At 55.7% G+C, this 16,937-nt stretch carries 18 protein-coding genes; 8 read left to right on the top strand and 10 right to left on the bottom strand.

Going from position 1 to position 16,937, the window contains the following annotated elements; all coding sequences use genetic code 11:
• Positions 1 to 44 precede the first annotated feature (44 nt).
• Entirely contained in the window at positions 45 to 1,016 is a 972-nt protein-coding gene (locus E4656_RS15155; protein ID WP_135484137.1) for an alpha/beta hydrolase family protein, read from the top strand.
• 81 nt (positions 1,017 to 1,097) lie between these two features.
• On the opposite strand, the gene E4656_RS15150 is transcribed toward E4656_RS15155, so the two are convergent.
• Together E4656_RS15150 and E4656_RS15145 are read right to left on the bottom strand one after the other, a co-directional pair.
• A complete protein-coding gene (locus E4656_RS15150; RefSeq protein WP_135484136.1) occupies positions 1,098 to 1,751 on the bottom strand; it encodes an NADPH-dependent F420 reductase in 654 nt (217 codons plus the stop codon).
• A 56-nt stretch (positions 1,752 to 1,807) separates the two neighbouring features.
• Positions 1,808 to 2,581 carry an SDR family NAD(P)-dependent oxidoreductase gene (locus tag E4656_RS15145; RefSeq protein ID WP_135484135.1) on the bottom strand — a complete coding sequence of 258 codons (774 nt, stop codon included), beginning with the start codon at positions 2,579 to 2,581 and terminating at the stop codon, positions 1,808 to 1,810.
• Between the two features lie 140 nt (positions 2,582 to 2,721).
• On the opposite strand from E4656_RS15145, the gene E4656_RS15140 reads away from it, so the two are divergent.
• Entirely contained in the window at positions 2,722 to 3,390 is a 669-nt protein-coding gene (locus E4656_RS15140) for a TetR/AcrR family transcriptional regulator (protein ID WP_135484134.1), read from the top strand.
• Positions 3,391 to 3,432: 42 nt separating this feature from the next.
• On the opposite strand, the gene E4656_RS15135 is transcribed toward E4656_RS15140, so the two are convergent.
• Positions 3,433 to 3,813 (bottom strand): winged helix-turn-helix transcriptional regulator, encoded by a 381-nt coding sequence (locus E4656_RS15135; protein ID WP_135484133.1) that lies wholly within the window; start codon positions 3,811 to 3,813, stop codon positions 3,433 to 3,435.
• Positions 3,814 to 3,907: 94 nt separating this feature from the next.
• On the opposite strand from E4656_RS15135, the gene E4656_RS15130 reads away from it, so the two are divergent.
• Positions 3,908 to 4,951, top strand: a complete 1,044-nt coding sequence (locus E4656_RS15130; protein ID WP_205849230.1) for an NAD-dependent epimerase/dehydratase family protein — start codon at positions 3,908 to 3,910, stop codon at positions 4,949 to 4,951.
• Positions 4,952 to 4,984: 33 nt separating this feature from the next.
• Here E4656_RS15130 and E4656_RS15125 read toward each other — a convergent pair whose 3' ends face one another.
• Positions 4,985 to 5,893: a LysR family transcriptional regulator gene (locus E4656_RS15125; protein ID WP_135484132.1), complete on the bottom strand. Its 909-nt coding sequence runs from the start codon at positions 5,891 to 5,893 to the stop codon at positions 4,985 to 4,987.
• Between the two features lie 105 nt (positions 5,894 to 5,998).
• Here E4656_RS15125 and E4656_RS15120 point away from each other — a divergent pair, with 105 nt between their 5' ends.
• Positions 5,999 to 6,838, top strand: a complete 840-nt coding sequence (locus E4656_RS15120) for an SDR family oxidoreductase (protein WP_135484131.1) — start codon at positions 5,999 to 6,001, stop codon at positions 6,836 to 6,838.
• Between the two features lie 44 nt (positions 6,839 to 6,882).
• On the opposite strand, the gene E4656_RS15115 is transcribed toward E4656_RS15120, so the two are convergent.
• Positions 6,883 to 7,524 (bottom strand): TetR/AcrR family transcriptional regulator, encoded by a 642-nt coding sequence (locus E4656_RS15115; RefSeq protein ID WP_135484130.1) that lies wholly within the window; start codon positions 7,522 to 7,524, stop codon positions 6,883 to 6,885.
• Positions 7,517 to 8,323, bottom strand: a complete 807-nt coding sequence (locus tag E4656_RS15110; RefSeq protein WP_205849229.1) for an SDR family NAD(P)-dependent oxidoreductase — start codon at positions 8,321 to 8,323, stop codon at positions 7,517 to 7,519. Before E4656_RS15110 ends, E4656_RS15115 begins: the two co-directional genes overlap by 8 nt.
• Positions 8,324 to 8,523: 200 nt before the next feature.
• On the opposite strand from E4656_RS15110, the gene E4656_RS15105 reads away from it, so the two are divergent.
• Positions 8,524 to 9,147 (top strand): pyridoxamine 5'-phosphate oxidase family protein, encoded by a 624-nt coding sequence (locus E4656_RS15105; protein ID WP_135484129.1) that lies wholly within the window; start codon positions 8,524 to 8,526, stop codon positions 9,145 to 9,147.
• Between the two features lie 33 nt (positions 9,148 to 9,180).
• Here the strand turns inward: E4656_RS15105 and E4656_RS15100 are convergent, their stop codons facing one another.
• The gene (locus E4656_RS15100; protein WP_135484128.1) at positions 9,181 to 10,122 is read right to left on the bottom strand and encodes a LysR family transcriptional regulator; all 942 of its coding nucleotides are present in this window, start codon (positions 10,120 to 10,122) and stop codon (positions 9,181 to 9,183) included.
• Positions 10,123 to 10,227: 105 nt separating this feature from the next.
• On the opposite strand from E4656_RS15100, the gene E4656_RS15095 reads away from it, so the two are divergent.
• A complete protein-coding gene (locus E4656_RS15095; protein ID WP_135484127.1) occupies positions 10,228 to 10,842 on the top strand; it encodes an FMN-dependent NADH-azoreductase in 615 nt (204 codons plus the stop codon).
• Positions 10,843 to 10,908: 66 nt separating this feature from the next.
• On the opposite strand, the gene E4656_RS15090 is transcribed toward E4656_RS15095, so the two are convergent.
• Positions 10,909 to 11,628 (bottom strand): SDR family oxidoreductase, encoded by a 720-nt coding sequence (locus E4656_RS15090; RefSeq protein WP_135484126.1) that lies wholly within the window; start codon positions 11,626 to 11,628, stop codon positions 10,909 to 10,911.
• A gap of 124 nt (positions 11,629 to 11,752) precedes the next feature.
• Between E4656_RS15090 and E4656_RS15085 the strand changes: the two genes are divergently transcribed.
• Positions 11,753 to 12,712, top strand: a complete 960-nt coding sequence (locus E4656_RS15085; protein ID WP_135484125.1) for a LysR family transcriptional regulator — start codon at positions 11,753 to 11,755, stop codon at positions 12,710 to 12,712.
• On the top strand, positions 12,709 to 13,614 hold the full coding sequence (locus E4656_RS15080) for a LysR substrate-binding domain-containing protein (RefSeq protein WP_135484124.1): 906 nt from the start codon (positions 12,709 to 12,711) through the stop codon (positions 13,612 to 13,614). The genes E4656_RS15085 and E4656_RS15080 overlap by 4 nt, the downstream gene beginning before the upstream one ends.
• Here E4656_RS15080 and E4656_RS15075 read toward each other — a convergent pair.
• Entirely contained in the window at positions 13,599 to 14,480 is an 882-nt protein-coding gene (locus E4656_RS15075) for an NAD(P)-dependent oxidoreductase (protein WP_135484123.1), read from the bottom strand. The two genes, E4656_RS15080 and E4656_RS15075, sit on opposite strands and share 16 nt — an antisense overlap.
• Positions 14,481 to 16,316: 1,836 nt before the next feature.
• On the bottom strand, positions 16,317 to 16,670 hold the full coding sequence (locus tag E4656_RS15070; protein ID WP_135484122.1) for a DUF6869 domain-containing protein: 354 nt from the start codon (positions 16,668 to 16,670) through the stop codon (positions 16,317 to 16,319).
• Positions 16,671 to 16,937: the final 267 nt, after the last annotated feature.

The raw sequence follows: 16,937 nt of genomic DNA, 5'->3' as shown, positions 1-16,937 counted from the left end.
CCGGTTTTCTATTCTGCAGCTCGTCTTAACAGGAGAGCTCAAACATGAACCGTTTAATCGAACTTGCCCGTTACCTGCCCGTGAATGAAGCAGTACAGACTGTTTCCATTGCACCCGTACGACTGCACTCCAATGACCGGCCACAACCATTGGAACTTCGCATTACCGCACCGGTTGAGGGTGCCAACCTGCCAGTCATTCTGTTTTCACATGGTGATGGCCCGTCTCTGTATCTTCCATCCAAGGACGGCTATGGCCCCCTGGTTAACTTCTATGCCGAGCACGGATTTGTGGTGATTCAACCAACGCACGCAAATTCCAAGGTGGCAGGCTATCCCCATGATTTGCCCGGCGCACCCTTGTTCTGGCGAACCCGAGTGGAAGAGATGAAGCTGATACTGGATCAGCTTGAAGAAATGGAAGCCAGTCTGCCGCTGCTCAAGGGCCGGCTGGACAAGGAATCCATCGCTGTGGTGGGGCACTCCATGGGTGGGCAAACAGCGGCCATGTTGCTGGGGGCACATCTAACCGATAGCAAACGCCGGGATGATGTTGACGTCAGTGTGTTTGAACCGCGCATCAAGGCAGGGGTGCTGTTGGCAGCCCCGGGCAATGGTGGGGACAGTTTGAGTGAATTTGCCCGCGAGCATTTCACCGAGTTGAATCCGGATTACACCCTCCTGATTACGCCCACTTTGTCTGTTGTGGGCAGTGCGGACGTCAACCCTTACATGACGGTCAGAGGTGCAGACTGGTACACCGATGCGTTTCATGATGCTCCTGGCATACAGCAGATGTTGACCTTGCAGGGTGCCAAGCACAGTTTGGGGGGAATCCCCGGTTATGACGCCAGGGAAACCGGTGACGATGAGAAACCGGATACTCTGGCGGCAGTGCAACGGCTGACTTGGGCGTATTTGATGTCCGCCCTGAACCCGGTCGACACTGCCTGGCAGGAAGCACAGGAGGCACTGAAAGATCGTGCAAGCGCGCTGGGGCAGATCGACACCAAGTAAGTGACAACTGCATCACGCTGACCGGCGGCCCACAAACCAATTAAAGGAGAGTGGGCCTGGACACCAGAGCAGTATTGAGCGTCAGGCCAGCGCATTGCGCTGCGCGCTGGCCAGATTGACAGCCAGCTCGGCTTTGGTCTGGTGCGCGTGTGCGTTCCATGCCGGTTGACCGGGGCCGCAGCGCCAGGACTCTCTGAGTGGGCTGTTGTCGACGGTGTCGAATCCAATATCATCGTACAGTCGTGTCGCCACCGCCACAGCTTCCGGGTAGTTGCTGGACACCGACATCGCATGGCGGTCTGGTGTACCAGCCGGTCTGGCTGATATGAGAAGACGCGGTGCCTTGATGTGAGTGAATGCCTGAACCACCTTCGAGTCGGGCAATTGCTCCTGGCGCAGTTGGTGGATGGTTTTCTCGCCCGATTCGATCATGGGGAAGTGGCCATCACGCCAGGCCATGTAGTTGTTGGTGTCCAGCACGACCTTGCCAGCCAGTTCCGCCACCGGCATGTCATTGTCGAGTTTCAGCGGCACGGCCACCACAACGAAATCGCCTGCGGTGGCAGCGCCCGCTGCTGTGGCCGCGCGCGCGGAAGGGCCCAGTTCCTCTATAAGATCAGCCAATGTCTCAGGGCCACGGGAATTGGCAATCACAACCTCGTAGCCGCTCGCGATCGCCGCACGGGCGACCTGGCTGCCAACCTCGCCGGCGCCGATAATGCCGATAGTGGTCATGTTTCGTTTCTCCTCAGTGTTGATGCTGCTTGCGCTTGCGGGTCTGCCTGCAGTGATCATATGGCGAAACCACCGGCCAGGTTGATTGCACCGCCGGTGATGTAGCCTGCATTCGGTCCTGCCAGGAAGCTCACGGTGGCCGACACTTCCTCCAGCGTCGCGATCCGGCGAATGGGGTGCATATCCAGGATCACGTCGGGCAGGATTCCGTCGGCAACGCCTTCGCCCAACACTTCTGCACCCATATCAGTTGGCATGATGCCGGGCTGAACAACATTGACCGTGATATTGCGGCCACCCAGATCGCGGGCGACGCCCCGCGCATACCCGGCAATTGCCGCCTTGGTTCCCGCGTAATCGGCAGCGCCCGGGAATGGGACGTGGCTGCCCAAAAGGGAGCCAACAAAGATGATCCGACCGCCGTCTGACAGCACCGGCGCTGCCGCACGAGTCGTCGCCACGGCGCCCATGACATTGATTTGCCACTGCCGGTCGAGATTGACTGTGTCGAGCTCGGGGTCATCAACCAGCTTGCCCTGCACGGCAATCGCCGCATTGTTGACGAGGATGTCGAGCTTGCCGAAGTGGCTGGTAACCGCCTCGATCAGAGGCCTGGCGGCAGCGAGGTCGGCCTGATCGCTTTGAATCGCGATGGCACGAACGCCCTTCTCCCTGAGTTTCTCGACGACGACATTGGCCTTGTCGGCCGACGAGACATAGCTGATGGCCACGTCAGCCCCCTGCTCCGCCAGTGTTTCTGCAATGACTGCACCCAGCCCACGTGAGCCACCAGTGACGAGCGCAACCTTGCCTTTCAATACCGTTTGCATGAAAACCTCTTTGATCTTGAATGAACCCTCGTTGAGATCGCTTTTTCATAACGATCATTACCATAATGATTATTATGTTATTGGACAAACGCTGTCAAGGGTTTTAATATCGATCGTTATGAAAAATCTGAGGTCAAGTGATGGGACGTCGCCGCGAGTTTGATGTGGACGAGGTACTGGATTCGGTGCTGTGTGTGTTCTGGCACAAGGGCTACGAGGGTGCCTCCTATACCGACCTGACGCAGGCTGCGGGCGTCGAGCGCCCGGCGCTGTATTCGGCCTTCGGCAACAAGGAAGCCTTATTCCGGCAAGCCCTGAAGCGCTACTATGAACGTCATCTGAATTTCTTTCCGGAAGCCCTGAAGCTGCCGACCTCGCGAGAAGTGGCCGCCCATATTCTCTACAGTGCCGCCGAACTGCATACCCGGTATCCGGACTGCAAGGGGTGCCTGGGTACACACGGAGTTCTGGCAGGCTCCGACGATGCCGAGCCGGTGCGACGTACTCTTATTGCCGCACGTAGGGCCGGCGAGTCATCGTTGCGCAAGCGCCTCGAGCGGGCAAAGGAAGAAGGCGACCTGCCCGAAGACGCTGACTGTGCAACCCTGGCGGCCTTCGTGATGACCATGACCCACGGTATGGCGGTGCAAGCCAAAGCGGGCTTCAGCCACGAGACGCTAAGGGCAATTGCCGACCAGGCCTTGTCGACCTGGCCGTCAAAACCGGTCAGCGGCGATCCAGCCGGTGTGGTGGACCCACAGCAAGGGAGGTCAACACAGGCCAAGGATCGCAGAGGAGTGTCGAATTAACCAGACAGGACACCAGTTGAAAGGCAACTCTTTTGCCCAACGCTACTCTTTTTCATCTTGCGTCGCATCGTAGCGCAACCGTGCCTCGACAACCCTGTCCTTGTTACTGAGCGCCCAGCGCGCCAGTTCATCCAGTGGCACCATGACCTCGCGGCCCAGATCGTTTAGCTGGTAATCGACGCGCGGTGGAATGGACGGTGTGACCGTGCGGCTGACGAAGCCGTCGCGTTCCAGATTGCGCAAGGTACGTGTCAGCATCTTCTTCGAAACAGTTTCAATCTGCCGCTCGAGTTCAGAATAACGCATCGGACGCTCGCGCAGTAGCACGATGATTAGCACGGACCACTTGTCACCCACCCGCCCAAGAATGTTGCCGACCAGTTGACAGGTGTCTCTGGGGATATCGATGTTCCCTAGTCTCATTAAAGTGCCTTCTTGATTTGCAGAGCGGTCTCCTTAATATACTAAAGTCTCCAATGGAGACCAATAAAGTGAAACCTGGCCGGAGATCACAGAGATGGCACCTGAAGACGCTTTAAGCGCTATGAGTACAGCCGATCCGGCGACCGTCCTGGTCACCGGCGGGACTGGCTATCTGGCGGGTTGGACCATCATCCGACTGCTCGAAAACGGCCATAGAGTGCGTGCCACGGTGCGATCCATGAACAGTGAGGCTGAGTTACGGACACGCCTGGCGCAATACACCAGCGGACTTGCTCGCCTGAAGCTCTACAGCGCTGACCTCCTCAAAGACGACGGATGGGCGGATGCGCTCGAAGGTGTCGACTATGTTTTGCATCAGGCATCACCCATGTCGGGCAAGGACCTCATCTCCGCCGCGCGGGACGGCACGATGCGGGTGCTCAAGGCCAGTGCTGTGGCAGGCGTCAGGCGTGTGGTGCTGACCTCCTCCGGTCTTGCCGCAAGCCGCCCGACGCCGGGTTCCATTCCGCCGGGCCAGCCTATCGACGAGTCTTCCTGGACTGACCTCGACCAGCCTGCTGTCGGCGACTACATGCGCGCCAAGACACTGGCCGAGCTGGACGCATGGGCTTTCGTCGGGAGGCCTGATATCGACCTTGAACTGGTCACCATTCTGCCAGGCTTCATTCAAGGGCCAGCCCTGGCTGGCCTGTATTCCGACTCCGTGGGCCTGATTGCGAACATGCTGAGAGGGAAAATGCCTGCGCTGCCCAATATAGGTTTGGGCATTGTTGATATCCGTGACCTTGTTGACCTTCACATCCGGGCAATGGTGGCGCCAGAGGCTGCGGGACAACGCTTCATCGCCAGCGGCGACTTCCTGTGGTTCCTGGATATAGCAAGGATCCTCAAGGAGACCTTCGGTGCTCAGGCCTCGAAAGTCTCGGTTCGTCGCCTGCCGGATTGGCTGTTCAAGCTGATTGGCGTCTTCAACCCACAGGTTGCGGGTATGGTTCCCGAATTGGGGCGAACCACAGAGCTCAGTTCGGACAAAGCGCACCGGCTGCTTGGATGGACCCCCCGTCCCGCGCTCGACTCCATTGTCGCGGCCGGGGAAAGCTTGAGCTCTGCCGCGTGACAAAGTCGTCATTCAGTGACATCACTGCAGAGTCTATTGTGAAGCGGGAATATCCACTGCCTTGAGCACATCAATAAACGCACGCAATGGCGCCGGTACATGCCGGTGACCAGGGTAATAGATGCAAAGCCCCGGTCCCGTTGGGCACCAGTCCGCCAATACCGGCACCAGCTTGCCTTGTTGCAGATAAGGCCCGGCAACCAGATCGGGGAGGTAGGCGATACCCATGCCGGCCGCTGCGGCGTCGGCCATCAGGTTCAAATGGTCGAGGGTGATGCTGCCATGCACCTCGACTGTAACTTCCTCCCTGTCCTTTGCAAATTCCCAGCGATAGAGTTTGCCACTGGGCAGACGATGACGGATACAGCGGTGCTTTTGCAAGTCATCAGGACTTTGTGGCGGCGGATTTGCCGCCAGATAAGCGGGTGACGCAACGGCCAGAAAGCGGATCTGCGGGCCGAAGCGCACCGCAATCATGTCCTGAGGTACGTCTTCACCCAAACGGATGCCCGCATCAAAGCCCCCTGCCACGATATCCACCAGTTGGCCTTCGGTAACAAGATCGACCTCAATATCCGGAAACCGTTGGTGAAAAACCGGAACAACCTGGTGCAGCAACATGCGGGCGGCAGGTTCATTTGAATTGATTCGAACCGTGCCGCTCAGCCGGTTCTGCTGTATTTCAATCTCCTCGAATGCGGTATCAAAGTCACGCAGCAGTGGGCGAATACGGCTCAGTAACCTGGCTCCGACATCCGTTAAGGCAACACTTCGGGTGGTTCGGTTGAATAGCCGTGCACTCAGTTGTGCTTCCAATGTGCGCATCATGTGGCTCAGCGTGGATGGCGGCATACCCAACTCATCTGCGGCCTTGCGAAAACTGCCATGGGCCGCAATGGCCGCAAAAGCAGCAAGCACATTCAGATCCGGCTTCTTATTCATGTGAAATTTACATCTGGCAATCCAATATTAAACGGATAGTTGCATATGTCTGGCTCGCCTACAATGACCTGCTGCTTTGCAATACCCTTTAACAGGAGACTGAAGATGAAAAAGACATGGTTTATTACAGGCACCTCAACAGGCCTGGGTAGATTGCTGACCGAGAAACTGCTGGCACGTGGTGACACCGTTGCTGCGACATTACGCAAGCACGGCAGTCTTGATGATCTGAAGGCGCAATACGGCGATCGTCTCTGGATTGGGCTGCTTGATGTCACCGATACAAAGCAGGTGCACGAGGTGGTCAATGCCGCCTTTGCTGATCTCGGTCGCATCGATGTGCTGGTAAACAATGCGGGTTATGGCCTCTTTGGCGCGGCGGAAGAACTCAGTGATACGCAGATTGAGCGTCAGATCGCCACCAACCTTACTGGCTCCATTCAGCTTGTTCGTGCCGCTTTGCCTTATTTTCGGGCGCAACAGGGTGGCCGCATCGTTCAGATATCGTCGGAGGGCGGACAAACCGCGTATCCGGGCTTCAGCCTCTATCATGCAACCAAGTGGAGCATCGAGGGCTTTATCGAGTCCATCGCCCAGGAAGTTGCAGCATTCGGAATCGACTGCCTGATCATGGAGCCGGGCCCGACGGAAACCAACTTCGCTGTGGGTCTGGACCTCGCTCAGCCCCTGGCCTGCTATGAAGATACTTCTGTCGGTGAGGTCCGACGGGTGTTTACCTCCGGCGATTTTTCGTCCGGCACCTTTACCATCAAGAGTGACCTTGCCAGGACAGTCGATGCCATGATCGCAGCGGCAGATGCGGAACAGCCACCTTTGCGTCTTGCCTTGGGCAGCAGTGCCTATACCTCCATCAGCCAGGTGCTGACCGAACGGCTTCGTGTGCTGGAGCAGCAGAAAAGCCTGACACTTTCTGCCGATCGGTGAGTTTGCGGCAGTTCCTGAAGGTATCCTTTGGCGCAAACGGCTGACTATTCACGCTGAACCATCAGGGCACCGCGCCAGTATTCAGCGAGCGCCTGGGACAGCTCTTCCGTGAAGTCCAGTTGGAGTAGCGCAAACTCGGGTGAGGCAGGTATCTTCGTATCCGGGTTGAAGGATTGCCATAACCCACAGGTCAAAGCATGAGTTCGCAGTAATAGTTGAACACCCTGGCCACTCTGGAGATCAAGAGAAGCTTCTATCAGCCCTCCGGCTCGAATCAGTTGTTCGACAAACTCTTTCTTGGACGCGATCAGGGTATCCATTTCCAGGTTACGTTCCAGTGCCGACCTCTGCGCGTCGAGCCGCAACAAGTCACGGTGTTGGTCGAGATAGGAGACATAGGTAGAAAGGAAGGTATCGACCTTGGCTGCCGGAGCAAGGGAGGACGCGAAAATCTCTTCGGTAAGAGCGGCGACCCTGCCCCAGCCCTTGAGCAGCAGCGCCGAGAAGATGGTCTCCTTGGTGCTGAAATAAAGGTACAGGGTGCCCTTGGCGAGGCCTGCGCCTTTGGCGATTGCGGCGGCTGACGGCAGTTCGCCGACACCGTCTCCAAAGAGATCGGCAGCGGCGTTCAGTATCACCTCGCGCCTCTCCTGCTTGTCGTCATGTCCATAGGCGCGTTTAGCCATTGGTCGCTTTTGTATGCTCTTGACCCATTCGATAGGTTGTTTTAGCGGAAAAATGCCGTGACAACAAGCGGCTACTGAACGCCATTATCTTGTTGATCCGACCGGCAACAACCCCGGAGCGACCTTCGAACAAGGCATTGAGCCCGATCTGTGCCACTTTCGCGGGCGGCAGAATCGTACGCCTGAGGTTGGCCGGGGTGCTATAGCCCGAGGCTGTGTTGAACCCGGTGTCCATCAGGCCCGGCGAGAGGATGGTGACACTGACCGTCGGCGCCAGTTCAATATGCAACGCTTCGGCAAATGACAGGAGATAGGCCTTCGCCGCGCCATAGGCGGCCAGGGCCGGGGCGGGCTGAAACGCAGCGAGACTGCCGACGAAGAGTATCCTGCCGTGTCCGCGCTGTGCCATGCGCCGACCAAGCAACAAAGTCAGCTCCGTCACACTGACAATATCGAGTTGCAGCATGGCGCGCAGCCGGTCGTCATCGTGATCGATAAACGGCCCGGCGATGCCGAAGGCCGCGTTATTGACTAACACGTCAGGCTGAATGCCCGCCTTGTCCAGGCGCTCGCACAAGGTATTGGCGCTGCCTGGTACCGACAGATCAAGTGACTCCACATGCACCGCAACGCCATGGAGTTCACGCAGTTCGCCTGCCAGGCGCTCCATTGCGTCCACCGTGCGTGCGGTAAGAACGATATTGTGCTGACGTGCCGCAAGGTCGCGTGCCAGAGCCTCTCCGAGACCGCTCGATGCACCGGTAACGACTGCCCAGGGAAGGGTACGGGTATCCATCATGACATTCCAGTTAATGACCAGTGGTCATATTAAGTGACCAATGGTCATTACGCAAGATGTATGCAGTGATGGTCGCGCGTTTCTGTTGCCCAGACACTCCAGATTGCCTCCGCCAGCACGAATCTCCCGAACCCCGCTGGATGATTTGGCTGCTTCCGGATGCTATGGTTGGGGGCAACAGGGAACAGTCCATAGAAGCCATGAATGAAGATCCTTTCCAGATAACGGATTCAGCGGCGCTGGAAGCACTCTACGGCACCCCCGCAGTCGCTTCACTGCGCAAGGAAGTTGACTACATCCATCCGCACTATCAGGCTTTCATTGCGGCCTCGCCCTTTATGGTTTTGGCGTCGAGTGGCCCTGGCGGCCTGGACGTATCGCCCCGAGGCGATCAACCAGGATTTGTCGAGGTAAAGGACGATAAAACCCTGTTGCTGCCCGATCGGCGAGGCAACAATCGCATCGATACACTGCGCAATATCGTCACCGATCCTCGGGTGGCGCTGATATTTCTTGTACCCGGCGTCGGGGAAGCTCTGCGCGTCATGGGGCACGCACGGATTACCACCGACCCGGAACTGCTCGGTCGTTTTGCCGTTGCCGAGAAGTTGCCGAAAACCGTGCTTGTGGTGCATGTGGAGTCCGTCTACTTTCAGTGCGCTCGCGCTGTTTTGAGAGCCGGACTATGGGACCCAGCCCGGCAAGTTGATCGCAAGAGTCTGCCCAGTACGGGAGCGATTCTTGAAGCGCTGAGTCAATCGGAAATCGACGGCGAGCAGTACGATCAGGAGCTGCCCCAGCGCCTGAAGAATTCTCTTTATTGAACAGCAGAACCTCGCTTCAGGCGATCGGTTGGCTCAGCGGAAACCTGCACTTGCTCCATGGGCAATGCAGGCGACTTCGGTTCTTTCGTTGATGATTTGTGTGAGACGGGCAACGCCCGGCCCGACTGCTTCGGAATCAGGCAAGATCAGATAGAGGTCTGCAAATCTTTCGTGGCCGTCACAGAGCGGCAATATCTTGAGAACACCTGCATCCAGTTCATGGAGAATCTTGTCCTCCGCCAGCCAGGCGAAACCGAAGCCACGGGATACCGCACCAATCAAGGTCGCCATATTGGTCACGGTCCAACCCTGCCCCACCTCCAATGTGTACGTTTTGTCGTTGCGGCTGACAGAGTTGTCACGCACCACAATATGCCGGTGTTTGCGCAGATCACGCAGGGACAGCTCCCGTTGCAACTGATGCAGGGGGTGGCTGGGGTGGGCAACGGGAATGAACCGCACGGCACGTCGCAGGACATTGCCGTTATAGCCGGCCGGAATCGTCGGCAGAATCGCCAGATCGACCCGGCCTTGCTGCAACAACTCCGTACCGCCATCAAGGATGGTTTCGTGCAGGTTGATCCGGGTTTGCGGGCTGACTTCACCAAACCGGTTGAGGCATTCAAGCAGCAACCAGGTGGGAAACAGCACCTCCACCGCAAGGGAAATCTCGCTTTCCCAACCCGACGAGGCCTTGCCCGCCGCTCGCTCCATGCTGAATGAATCCTCAAGCAACTGGCGTGCACGCTGGTACAGCATTCGCCCCACCGGGGTCAGAATCGCTTTTCTACCTTCAATGGAGAAGACCTTCACATTCAGCACATGTTCCAGCCGCTGCACAGCATAGGTGATTGAGGATTGGCTCTTGTGCAGTGCCTCAGCCGCCTGTGCATAACCCCCTTCGTCGACCACGGCGACCAGAGTGCGCCATTGCTCCAGAGTGATATGCGGTGTAGTGGCAGGTTTGGCGCTCATATATCTACTCAAGTGATAGTTTGAAGCTAATATTTACACTTATCTGTCAACTGAATCAATGCTGAAATGCCCCAGTCAATGATCACCTTGCCTAGAGGCTATAGCATGAGCACCTTACTAAAGATCCAAAGCAGTCTGTTCAATGAGCATGGACAGTCGTCCGCCCTTATCGACCACTTCGTGAAAAACTGGCAGGAACTGAACCCTGAGGGAACAGTGGTTAATCGAAATCTGGCCGAAAACCCGATTCCACATCTTGATCTGCCTCGATTCCAGGCCTTCGCAACCAACCCGTCCGAGATGACGGAGGTACAGCGTGAAGTGGTCGCGCAGTCGGATGCATTGATTGAGGAATTGAACCATGCCGACGTGATCGTCCTTGGGGTACCGATGTACAATTTCCAGGTTCCGTCGGTGTTGCACACCTATTTCGACCATATTGCACGCGCCGACGTCACCTTCCGCTATTCTGCGGATGGTCCCGAAGGCCTGATCAAGGGCAAAAAGGCCTACATCTTCATCACCCGCGGCGGTGTATACGGTGAGGATCACGCCCAGACCAATTTCCTCCGAGAGATTCTCGGGTTCATTGGCATCACCGATATAGAGTTTATTCATGCAGAAGGTCTGGCGATCAGTGAAGACACCAAGGCGGAAAGCCTGGCCGCTGCGGAGCAGCGAATCATGCAACTAATGCCCAAAGCCGAGTTCGCTCTCTGATACAGGCACAGAGCAGCCGCTGGGCATTCGCCCAGCGGGCCAGTCGTCGTTCTTGTTTACACCTCACTACCAGGGAATAACACCACCGGTAGTCAGAAACAGACCGGTTGCGCCATCGGGCCCTTCAAGCGCGCACTTCACGGCGATTTGCGCACCTTCTTCAGGTGTGCCGGGCGCGCTGTCGCCACCGAGGTCAGTGGCGATCCAGCCGGGGCTGACGGCGTTCACCCTGAAACCTTCGTCTCTCAGTTCCTTCGCCAGCAGCACCGTAAACATGTTCAAAGCCGCTTTGGACGAGTTGTAGGCCAGCGGTGTAACACCGTGAAAGGGCCAGGATGGATCACCGTGCTGGGTAATGGAACCCAGGCCAGTGGAGACATTGACGATCACCTTGCTGCTGCCGGCACGCAACAGTGGCAGCATGTGCTGGGTCACCATGATGGTGCCAAAATAATTGGTTTCAAAGGTTGTTCTCAGGTTTTCCAGACGCACACCGGACGCCATGCCATAGTCGGCAATGATGCCGGCGTTGTTGATCAGCCCATCCAGATGCCCGCTTTGTGACTGTATCTGCTCGGCCGCTGCCGCCTGTGAGCCCAGGTCGGTCAGGTCGAGCTGCACAAAGCGCACATCTCCGATCGCCTTGAGTTCTTCTGCCGCCTTCATGCCCTCCTCAACCTTGCGTGCACCCAGGTAAACGGTGTGGCCGGCCTGCGCCAACTGGGTGGTGATGGCCTTGCCGATGCCCTTGTTGCCACCGGTCACCAGAAATATTTTCTTGCTCATGGTCCTGCTTCTCTCTCGATTGCGTGAAGTCGTAATGACGGTTCACCTGCATTTCGAGTATCAGCGCTAACGATTATGAGTAAAATAGCTATAATCCTTATACGTTATTCGACAGGAGCCACTAATGTCGCTGCCACCCATGAACGAGTTGCTGGCCTTCCAGAAGGTTGCCACCCAGCTGAGTTTCAAGAAGGCAGCGGCAGAGCTGAACCTGACGCCATCCACGCTCAGCCATCTGATACGCACCTTTGAGGACCGGCTGAAGACGCGGCTGTTCAACCGCACAACACGCAGTGTCTCGCTGACCCAATCTGGTCATGCCCTCTTTGGCCAGGTCAATGTGATATTGAGCGACCTCAATCATGCGGTGGAAAACCTGGATGCCGATGACAAACAGCCTCGCGGCCGGGTAAGAATCAGCGTGAACGAAGTGGCCGCACCCATCCTGCTCGACAAACTGGATCTCGAGTTTCAGCAGCGGTACCCCGACATAGAGATCGAGTTGATCGTGGACAACCGCCTGCTCGACATCGTGGCCGAGGGTTTTGATCTGGGGGTCAGGCTCAGGGATGCGATACCGCAGGATATGGTGGCCATACCCATGGTGCAGAATTTCCGCTTTGTCACTGTTGCATCAGCCGATTACATAGCCCGCCGCGGTTTACCCAGGACACCCACCGATCTGTTGGGGCACAATTGCATCGGTTTCCGCTTTCAAAGCGGCCGTCGCTATGAGTGGGAGTTCCGTCAACAGGAGGAACGCCTGGTCGTTGATGTCAAAGGCACACTGACCACAAACAACCCGGGCGTGATGATGAGGGCGGTCAGGAACGGGCTGGGCATCGCGCACTTTGCGGAACCGCTGATGCACGACGAGATCGCGTCAAAGGAACTGGTGGTCCTGCTGGAAAAGTGGAACCCCGACTGGCCGGGCCTCTATCTGTACTTTCCCAGGAACCGCCATATGCCCGCTGCCTTGCGAGCGGTCATTGATGTGCTCAAGGAGCCCGCCGCATTGTCGCCTGGATCTGTGCACCAACCTGCCCGCAAAGCAGCAAACACACTGAATTCAAGGACCCCATGAGTACACTGAACCTCAATGACCTGGAAGTATTCGTGCAAGTGGTGGACCACGGAGGGTTCACCGCCGCAAGCCGCAAGCTGGGTGTGCCCAAGTCAACGCTGAGCAAACGGATAAAGGAGCTCGAGCAGCAAGCCGGAGTGCGCCTGATTCACCGAACCTCGCGCAGTTTTACCGTGACCGAGCTGGGGCAGTCGCTTTACCGGCACGCCTCCGCCATGCTGATTGAGGCAGAGGCAGCTGAAAATGTTGTCTTTGGCCGGCTGGCCGAGCCCAGTGGAACCGTTCGAGTGACCGCCTCCATTCCCACGGCGCAGCATTTTCTGGCGCCACTGTTGCCGGAAGTGGCTGCCGCCTATCCGAAAATTCGGGTTGCGTTGCATATCACGGACGGCTTCGTGGATATCGTGCAGGAGGGCATTGATATCGCTATCAGGGATCACATGAACCCCCTGCCAGATTCCGGCCTGGTACAGCGCCGGCTTTGTACCGACCCGTTCTGGCTGGTCGCTTCGGCAGCCTACCTGGCCCAACTGGGCTCCATCCGGCAGCCATCGGACCTGGAGAACGCCGAAGGGCTGTTCCCGGCGCCAGGCGATACCGGGTGGACACTGAGCAACAGCGGGCGAGAGACACAAACCGTTACCCTGCCCGCCCGCTATTACGCCAACGAAACCACCCCCCTGCTGGAGGCAGCCAAGGCCGGACTGGGCATCACCTGCCTGCCGAGCCGCCTTTGCAGCCAGGCAGTCACCGCCGGACATCTCACTCGGGTGTTGCCGGACTGGACCGCCGGCAAGATCACCTCCACATTGCTGATGCCGCACCGACGCGGTCAACTGCCATCGGTGCGTGTGGTTGCAGACCTGATCATCCAGCAGTTGGGTGATCAGCCCTCCGAGTGAGCCGCGAACAGCAGAGGCACCAGGGCCGAGATATCACGCTCTCCCTGCCCGCTCTGCGTGCCCTGGTGGAACAGCTGCCAGACAGGCTCCATCAGGGCACCGCGCACGCCCTGTTCCCGGCTCCCGTCCAGCACCTTGCGCAACGCCGTAGCCATCATGGCGTTGTTCGAACTGGGCGTGGGGTATTCCCGGTTGTCGATCTCGCGGGCGATTTCGGGAAAGAGTTCGATCATGGCCTTGAGCAAGGCCATGATCATGGGCACCCCCTCAAACACGGGGATCTTCTCCGAGCGCAGCAGTGCGGCGGCATGCAGATAGCCGCCAAACATCCCGAACATGGCGCTGAGCAGGCTCAAGTCATACAGGGGTGCAAAAGCCGGATCTTCACCCACATAGGCCGGGTTGCCCAGAATGGAGAGTGTCGACTCAACGGCGCGAAACGAGTCCTCGGCACCGCTGTACAGCACAAAGGCCTCGGGCTGGCCGATCAGTTCCGGCGTAACCATGATACCGCCATCAATATAGTCAGCGCCCTGAGCGTCTGCCCACGCTGCCATTTTCCGTGCTTCCTCGGGTGTACCGTTGGTGAGGTTGACCACTGTCTTGCCGGCCAGACGCCCCTTGCTCATGGGGCGAAATATGTCGTCCACAGCGGGATAGTCGAGCACCGATATCAGCAGCAGTGGACTGGCTTCCAAAGCCTCGTCGATCACTTCGGCGTGGCGCGCACCTTGGGCCACCAGAGGCTGCGCTTTCTGCGGTGAGCGACTCCAGACCGTTACGGTGAAGTCCTTTTCCAGAAAGGCTTTCGCCACTGCGGTGCCCATGGCACCGAGTCCGATAATGGTAATGTTAATGTTGTTCATGATTTCTCTCGCTTTAATGAAGTATCAGGAAGTTCAGGTCAAGCGAGATTAGTTTATATATGTGCACAACGGCTCTGCGAGATCCGTTTTATAAATTCAACATCTACATTTATGGACGATGGTCGGATCTTATCGCGAGTGGCGATTAATTCAGACATTCCCTAATCAAAATATTAGTCATCGTCGCTTGCAAAAATAAACAAATATATACAAGTCTTCGATGCCCAAAGCAAAATAAAATGACGACTCATACTCTTCATTCAATACCTCAATCCCAAATACAGTGCTGTTCAATAATGGATGGAAAACACCCTCTTGATTAATGGAGGTAGATATTAATCCGAAATATTCATTTATGTCCTCAATAAATACAGTGGCGTAGTCATCCCTAGTGTTTTGTTCGGTTTTATGTTTCTCATGTGCCCGCCGAATAGCATCGATTCAATTCTATCAAACAGTTGATCTCTATTTATGACTTCCTGGCCGACATACACCTCTGAATGATACTTGTTTCGTTCGGCCAAAATATGCTGAACGAACTCACTGATTGACCTGCCGCCCTGTCGTTCTGCTTTAACACCAAAAGAGTGTCTCGGTCCGCAGACTCGGCCAAGCGCTTTCAAATAGCCATTCAATTCGCCGACGTAATATTCATAGCTCATATTTCAACTACCATGGCGCAATCGAGGCCATTATCTCGTTTGGATACTTATCAGTCATCGTTTCTACTTTCCGTACCTCCTCCCGTTGCCATGCTTCATTCAATGCCACTAAAGCCTGTGTCGAACGAACTTCTAAAGCTCTGTTAAAAGCGCATTGTCGACCTTGCCCTCACAAGGCCCTTCCAGGAAATATTCTACAGATATCATTTCCTGTCTATTGACTTGTTCACTGTGAACTCTGGAAGGGCGAACGCGGCGCTCAAATGCCTTTCGCAGCCTGTCAATTACAGTCATTGGATCTGCGCCCCGGCAATTTATCCACTTCACCAAAACTAGCCTGAGCCGCCCTGGAAATAGCATTTGGCCTGGCGCCCGAAAAACAAGTACCCAACTACAACTGCACCAATCAATAAATTAAACAAGGATCCTATTAAGAACAAATCGATATTTTCTCGATTTGATTCAAACACTCCGGTCGAGAGTACAAAAAGCACCCAGCCAACTGCGTACCAAGCTCTAGAGCGAGAGCTTCTCTTTAGCATAAAAAAAGCGCACACTGAAATGGGGATGGTAAGCAAAAATACCAGCACTAATTCTATATAGTTACTGGCAAACCCATAACCTTCTTCTGGGGAGTCGCCAACCACCCCCAATCCTCCTGAGACTATTGTCAGGGCAGTTAGAACTGGAATAGATAAGCTCATTCCGCAGATTAACTTTAATGGGACTGGCATGTCGCGAAAGTTACTCATGTACATAATATTATTTACCACCCAATAACTTCTATTCCCATATATGCACCAACTCTATATGATGGTCGGATTTTACCGTGAATCGGCGACTAATAATTCAGTGGTTTTCTGTCCCCAATAGTTATTCATTGTTCGATGACCTCCCCACTCATTCACGTTGCTATCGACGCTTGGAAAAACAACCCATTTTCTGCAAGCCCCGAAAGTAATGTTTCTTAAAATGAAATGCACCCGGGGCAGTAGAAATAAGGAATAAAACATGAAATAAACCATATATATCAGATTGTTATTAAACTCTTCCCAAGATACACCTTATAACACAGATGCAACCGTATTTCCTGGCATACGACTGATCCCTCGAGCGTGCACTGAACGCCCAACAACAGGATAACCGGGGCTTTCTGTATAAATATCTCGATCAATTACAGCGTTTGAACCCGTTCCCATACATCATCCGGGATCAGGTTTTTCCATACTCCCGACAGAATGCTTTTCAGTCTGGGGTTCTTTGGAACCTCCCTTTCGAGCCAGACGATGGATTCTTTGGGATGCAACGCCAACAGATCCTCCAACGGGCCTGCCGCCAAGTTTATCAAAACCCATTCGTTGTCAGTCTTGTTTACTACTTCAAGGATGACATCCCAGCACTCTTGGGGGTCGGTATCAGTAAGAGCAAAAAATTCCTCTGCTGCCCACATAAGGTTATTTGCCTCAGCTGAGTCTCGCGACAAAGACTGGAGTTCAATCCATTTATCAACAAGTAACTTCTTATCCATTTACTACTTTCTCATTGTGCTGGCTGAGAGGCCGGAGGCTTAGTAGCCCAATCCCAGGCGTCTGATTGATATCCGGTCGCGTCAGGCGATACGCGCCCGGAACTGCTCGTAAGCAAGGTGCTCTTCTCGGTATTGGTCGGCCTGGGTATCGCGGTAGTACCGCACGATGGTGGTATTGTCTTCGGGGTAGCTGACAGAAACTCGGTCCGCGCCGTCGTGATGTTCGGTGGCGATGGCACGGTCGTCAATGACACCGGTGAGGTGGTG

It is taken from the genome of Natronospirillum operosum (assembly GCF_004768465.1).
Taxonomy (GTDB): Bacteria; Pseudomonadota; Gammaproteobacteria; order Pseudomonadales; family Natronospirillaceae; genus Natronospirillum; species Natronospirillum operosum.
This window is presented reverse-complemented; position numbering and strand designations above follow the sequence as displayed.

Bases quoted from the DNA above. Each gene is read 5' to 3' on its own strand.
- E4656_RS15150 (WP_135484136.1), bottom strand. From the start codon at position 1,751: ATGACCACTATCGGCATTATCGGCGCCGGCGAGGTTGGCAGCCAGGTC.
- E4656_RS15105 (WP_135484129.1), top strand. From the start codon at position 8,524: ATGAATGAAGATCCTTTCCAGATAACGGATTCAGCGGCGCTGGAAGCA.
- E4656_RS15080 (WP_135484124.1), top strand. From the start codon at position 12,709: ATGAGTACACTGAACCTCAATGACCTGGAAGTATTCGTGCAAGTGGTG.
- E4656_RS15110 (WP_205849229.1), bottom strand. From the start codon at position 8,323: ATGATGGATACCCGTACCCTTCCCTGGGCAGTCGTTACCGGTGCATCG.
- E4656_RS15140 (WP_135484134.1), top strand. From the start codon at position 2,722: ATGGGACGTCGCCGCGAGTTTGATGTGGACGAGGTACTGGATTCGGTG.
- E4656_RS15135 (WP_135484133.1), bottom strand. From the start codon at position 3,813: ATGAGACTAGGGAACATCGATATCCCCAGAGACACCTGTCAACTGGTC.
- E4656_RS15085 (WP_135484125.1), top strand. From the start codon at position 11,753: ATGTCGCTGCCACCCATGAACGAGTTGCTGGCCTTCCAGAAGGTTGCC.
- E4656_RS15155 (WP_135484137.1), top strand. From the start codon at position 45: ATGAACCGTTTAATCGAACTTGCCCGTTACCTGCCCGTGAATGAAGCA.
- E4656_RS15120 (WP_135484131.1), top strand. From the start codon at position 5,999: ATGAAAAAGACATGGTTTATTACAGGCACCTCAACAGGCCTGGGTAGA.
- E4656_RS15125 (WP_135484132.1), bottom strand. From the start codon at position 5,893: ATGAATAAGAAGCCGGATCTGAATGTGCTTGCTGCTTTTGCGGCCATT.
- E4656_RS15075 (WP_135484123.1), bottom strand. From the start codon at position 14,480: ATGAACAACATTAACATTACCATTATCGGACTCGGTGCCATGGGCACC.
- E4656_RS15145 (WP_135484135.1), bottom strand. From the start codon at position 2,581: ATGCAAACGGTATTGAAAGGCAAGGTTGCGCTCGTCACTGGTGGCTCA.
- E4656_RS15100 (WP_135484128.1), bottom strand. From the start codon at position 10,122: ATGAGCGCCAAACCTGCCACTACACCGCATATCACTCTGGAGCAATGG.
- E4656_RS15070 (WP_135484122.1), bottom strand. From the start codon at position 16,670: ATGGATAAGAAGTTACTTGTTGATAAATGGATTGAACTCCAGTCTTTG.
- E4656_RS15090 (WP_135484126.1), bottom strand. From the start codon at position 11,628: ATGAGCAAGAAAATATTTCTGGTGACCGGTGGCAACAAGGGCATCGGC.
- E4656_RS15115 (WP_135484130.1), bottom strand. From the start codon at position 7,524: ATGGCTAAACGCGCCTATGGACATGACGACAAGCAGGAGAGGCGCGAG.
- E4656_RS15130 (WP_205849230.1), top strand. From the start codon at position 3,908: ATGGCACCTGAAGACGCTTTAAGCGCTATGAGTACAGCCGATCCGGCG.
- E4656_RS15095 (WP_135484127.1), top strand. From the start codon at position 10,228: ATGAGCACCTTACTAAAGATCCAAAGCAGTCTGTTCAATGAGCATGGA.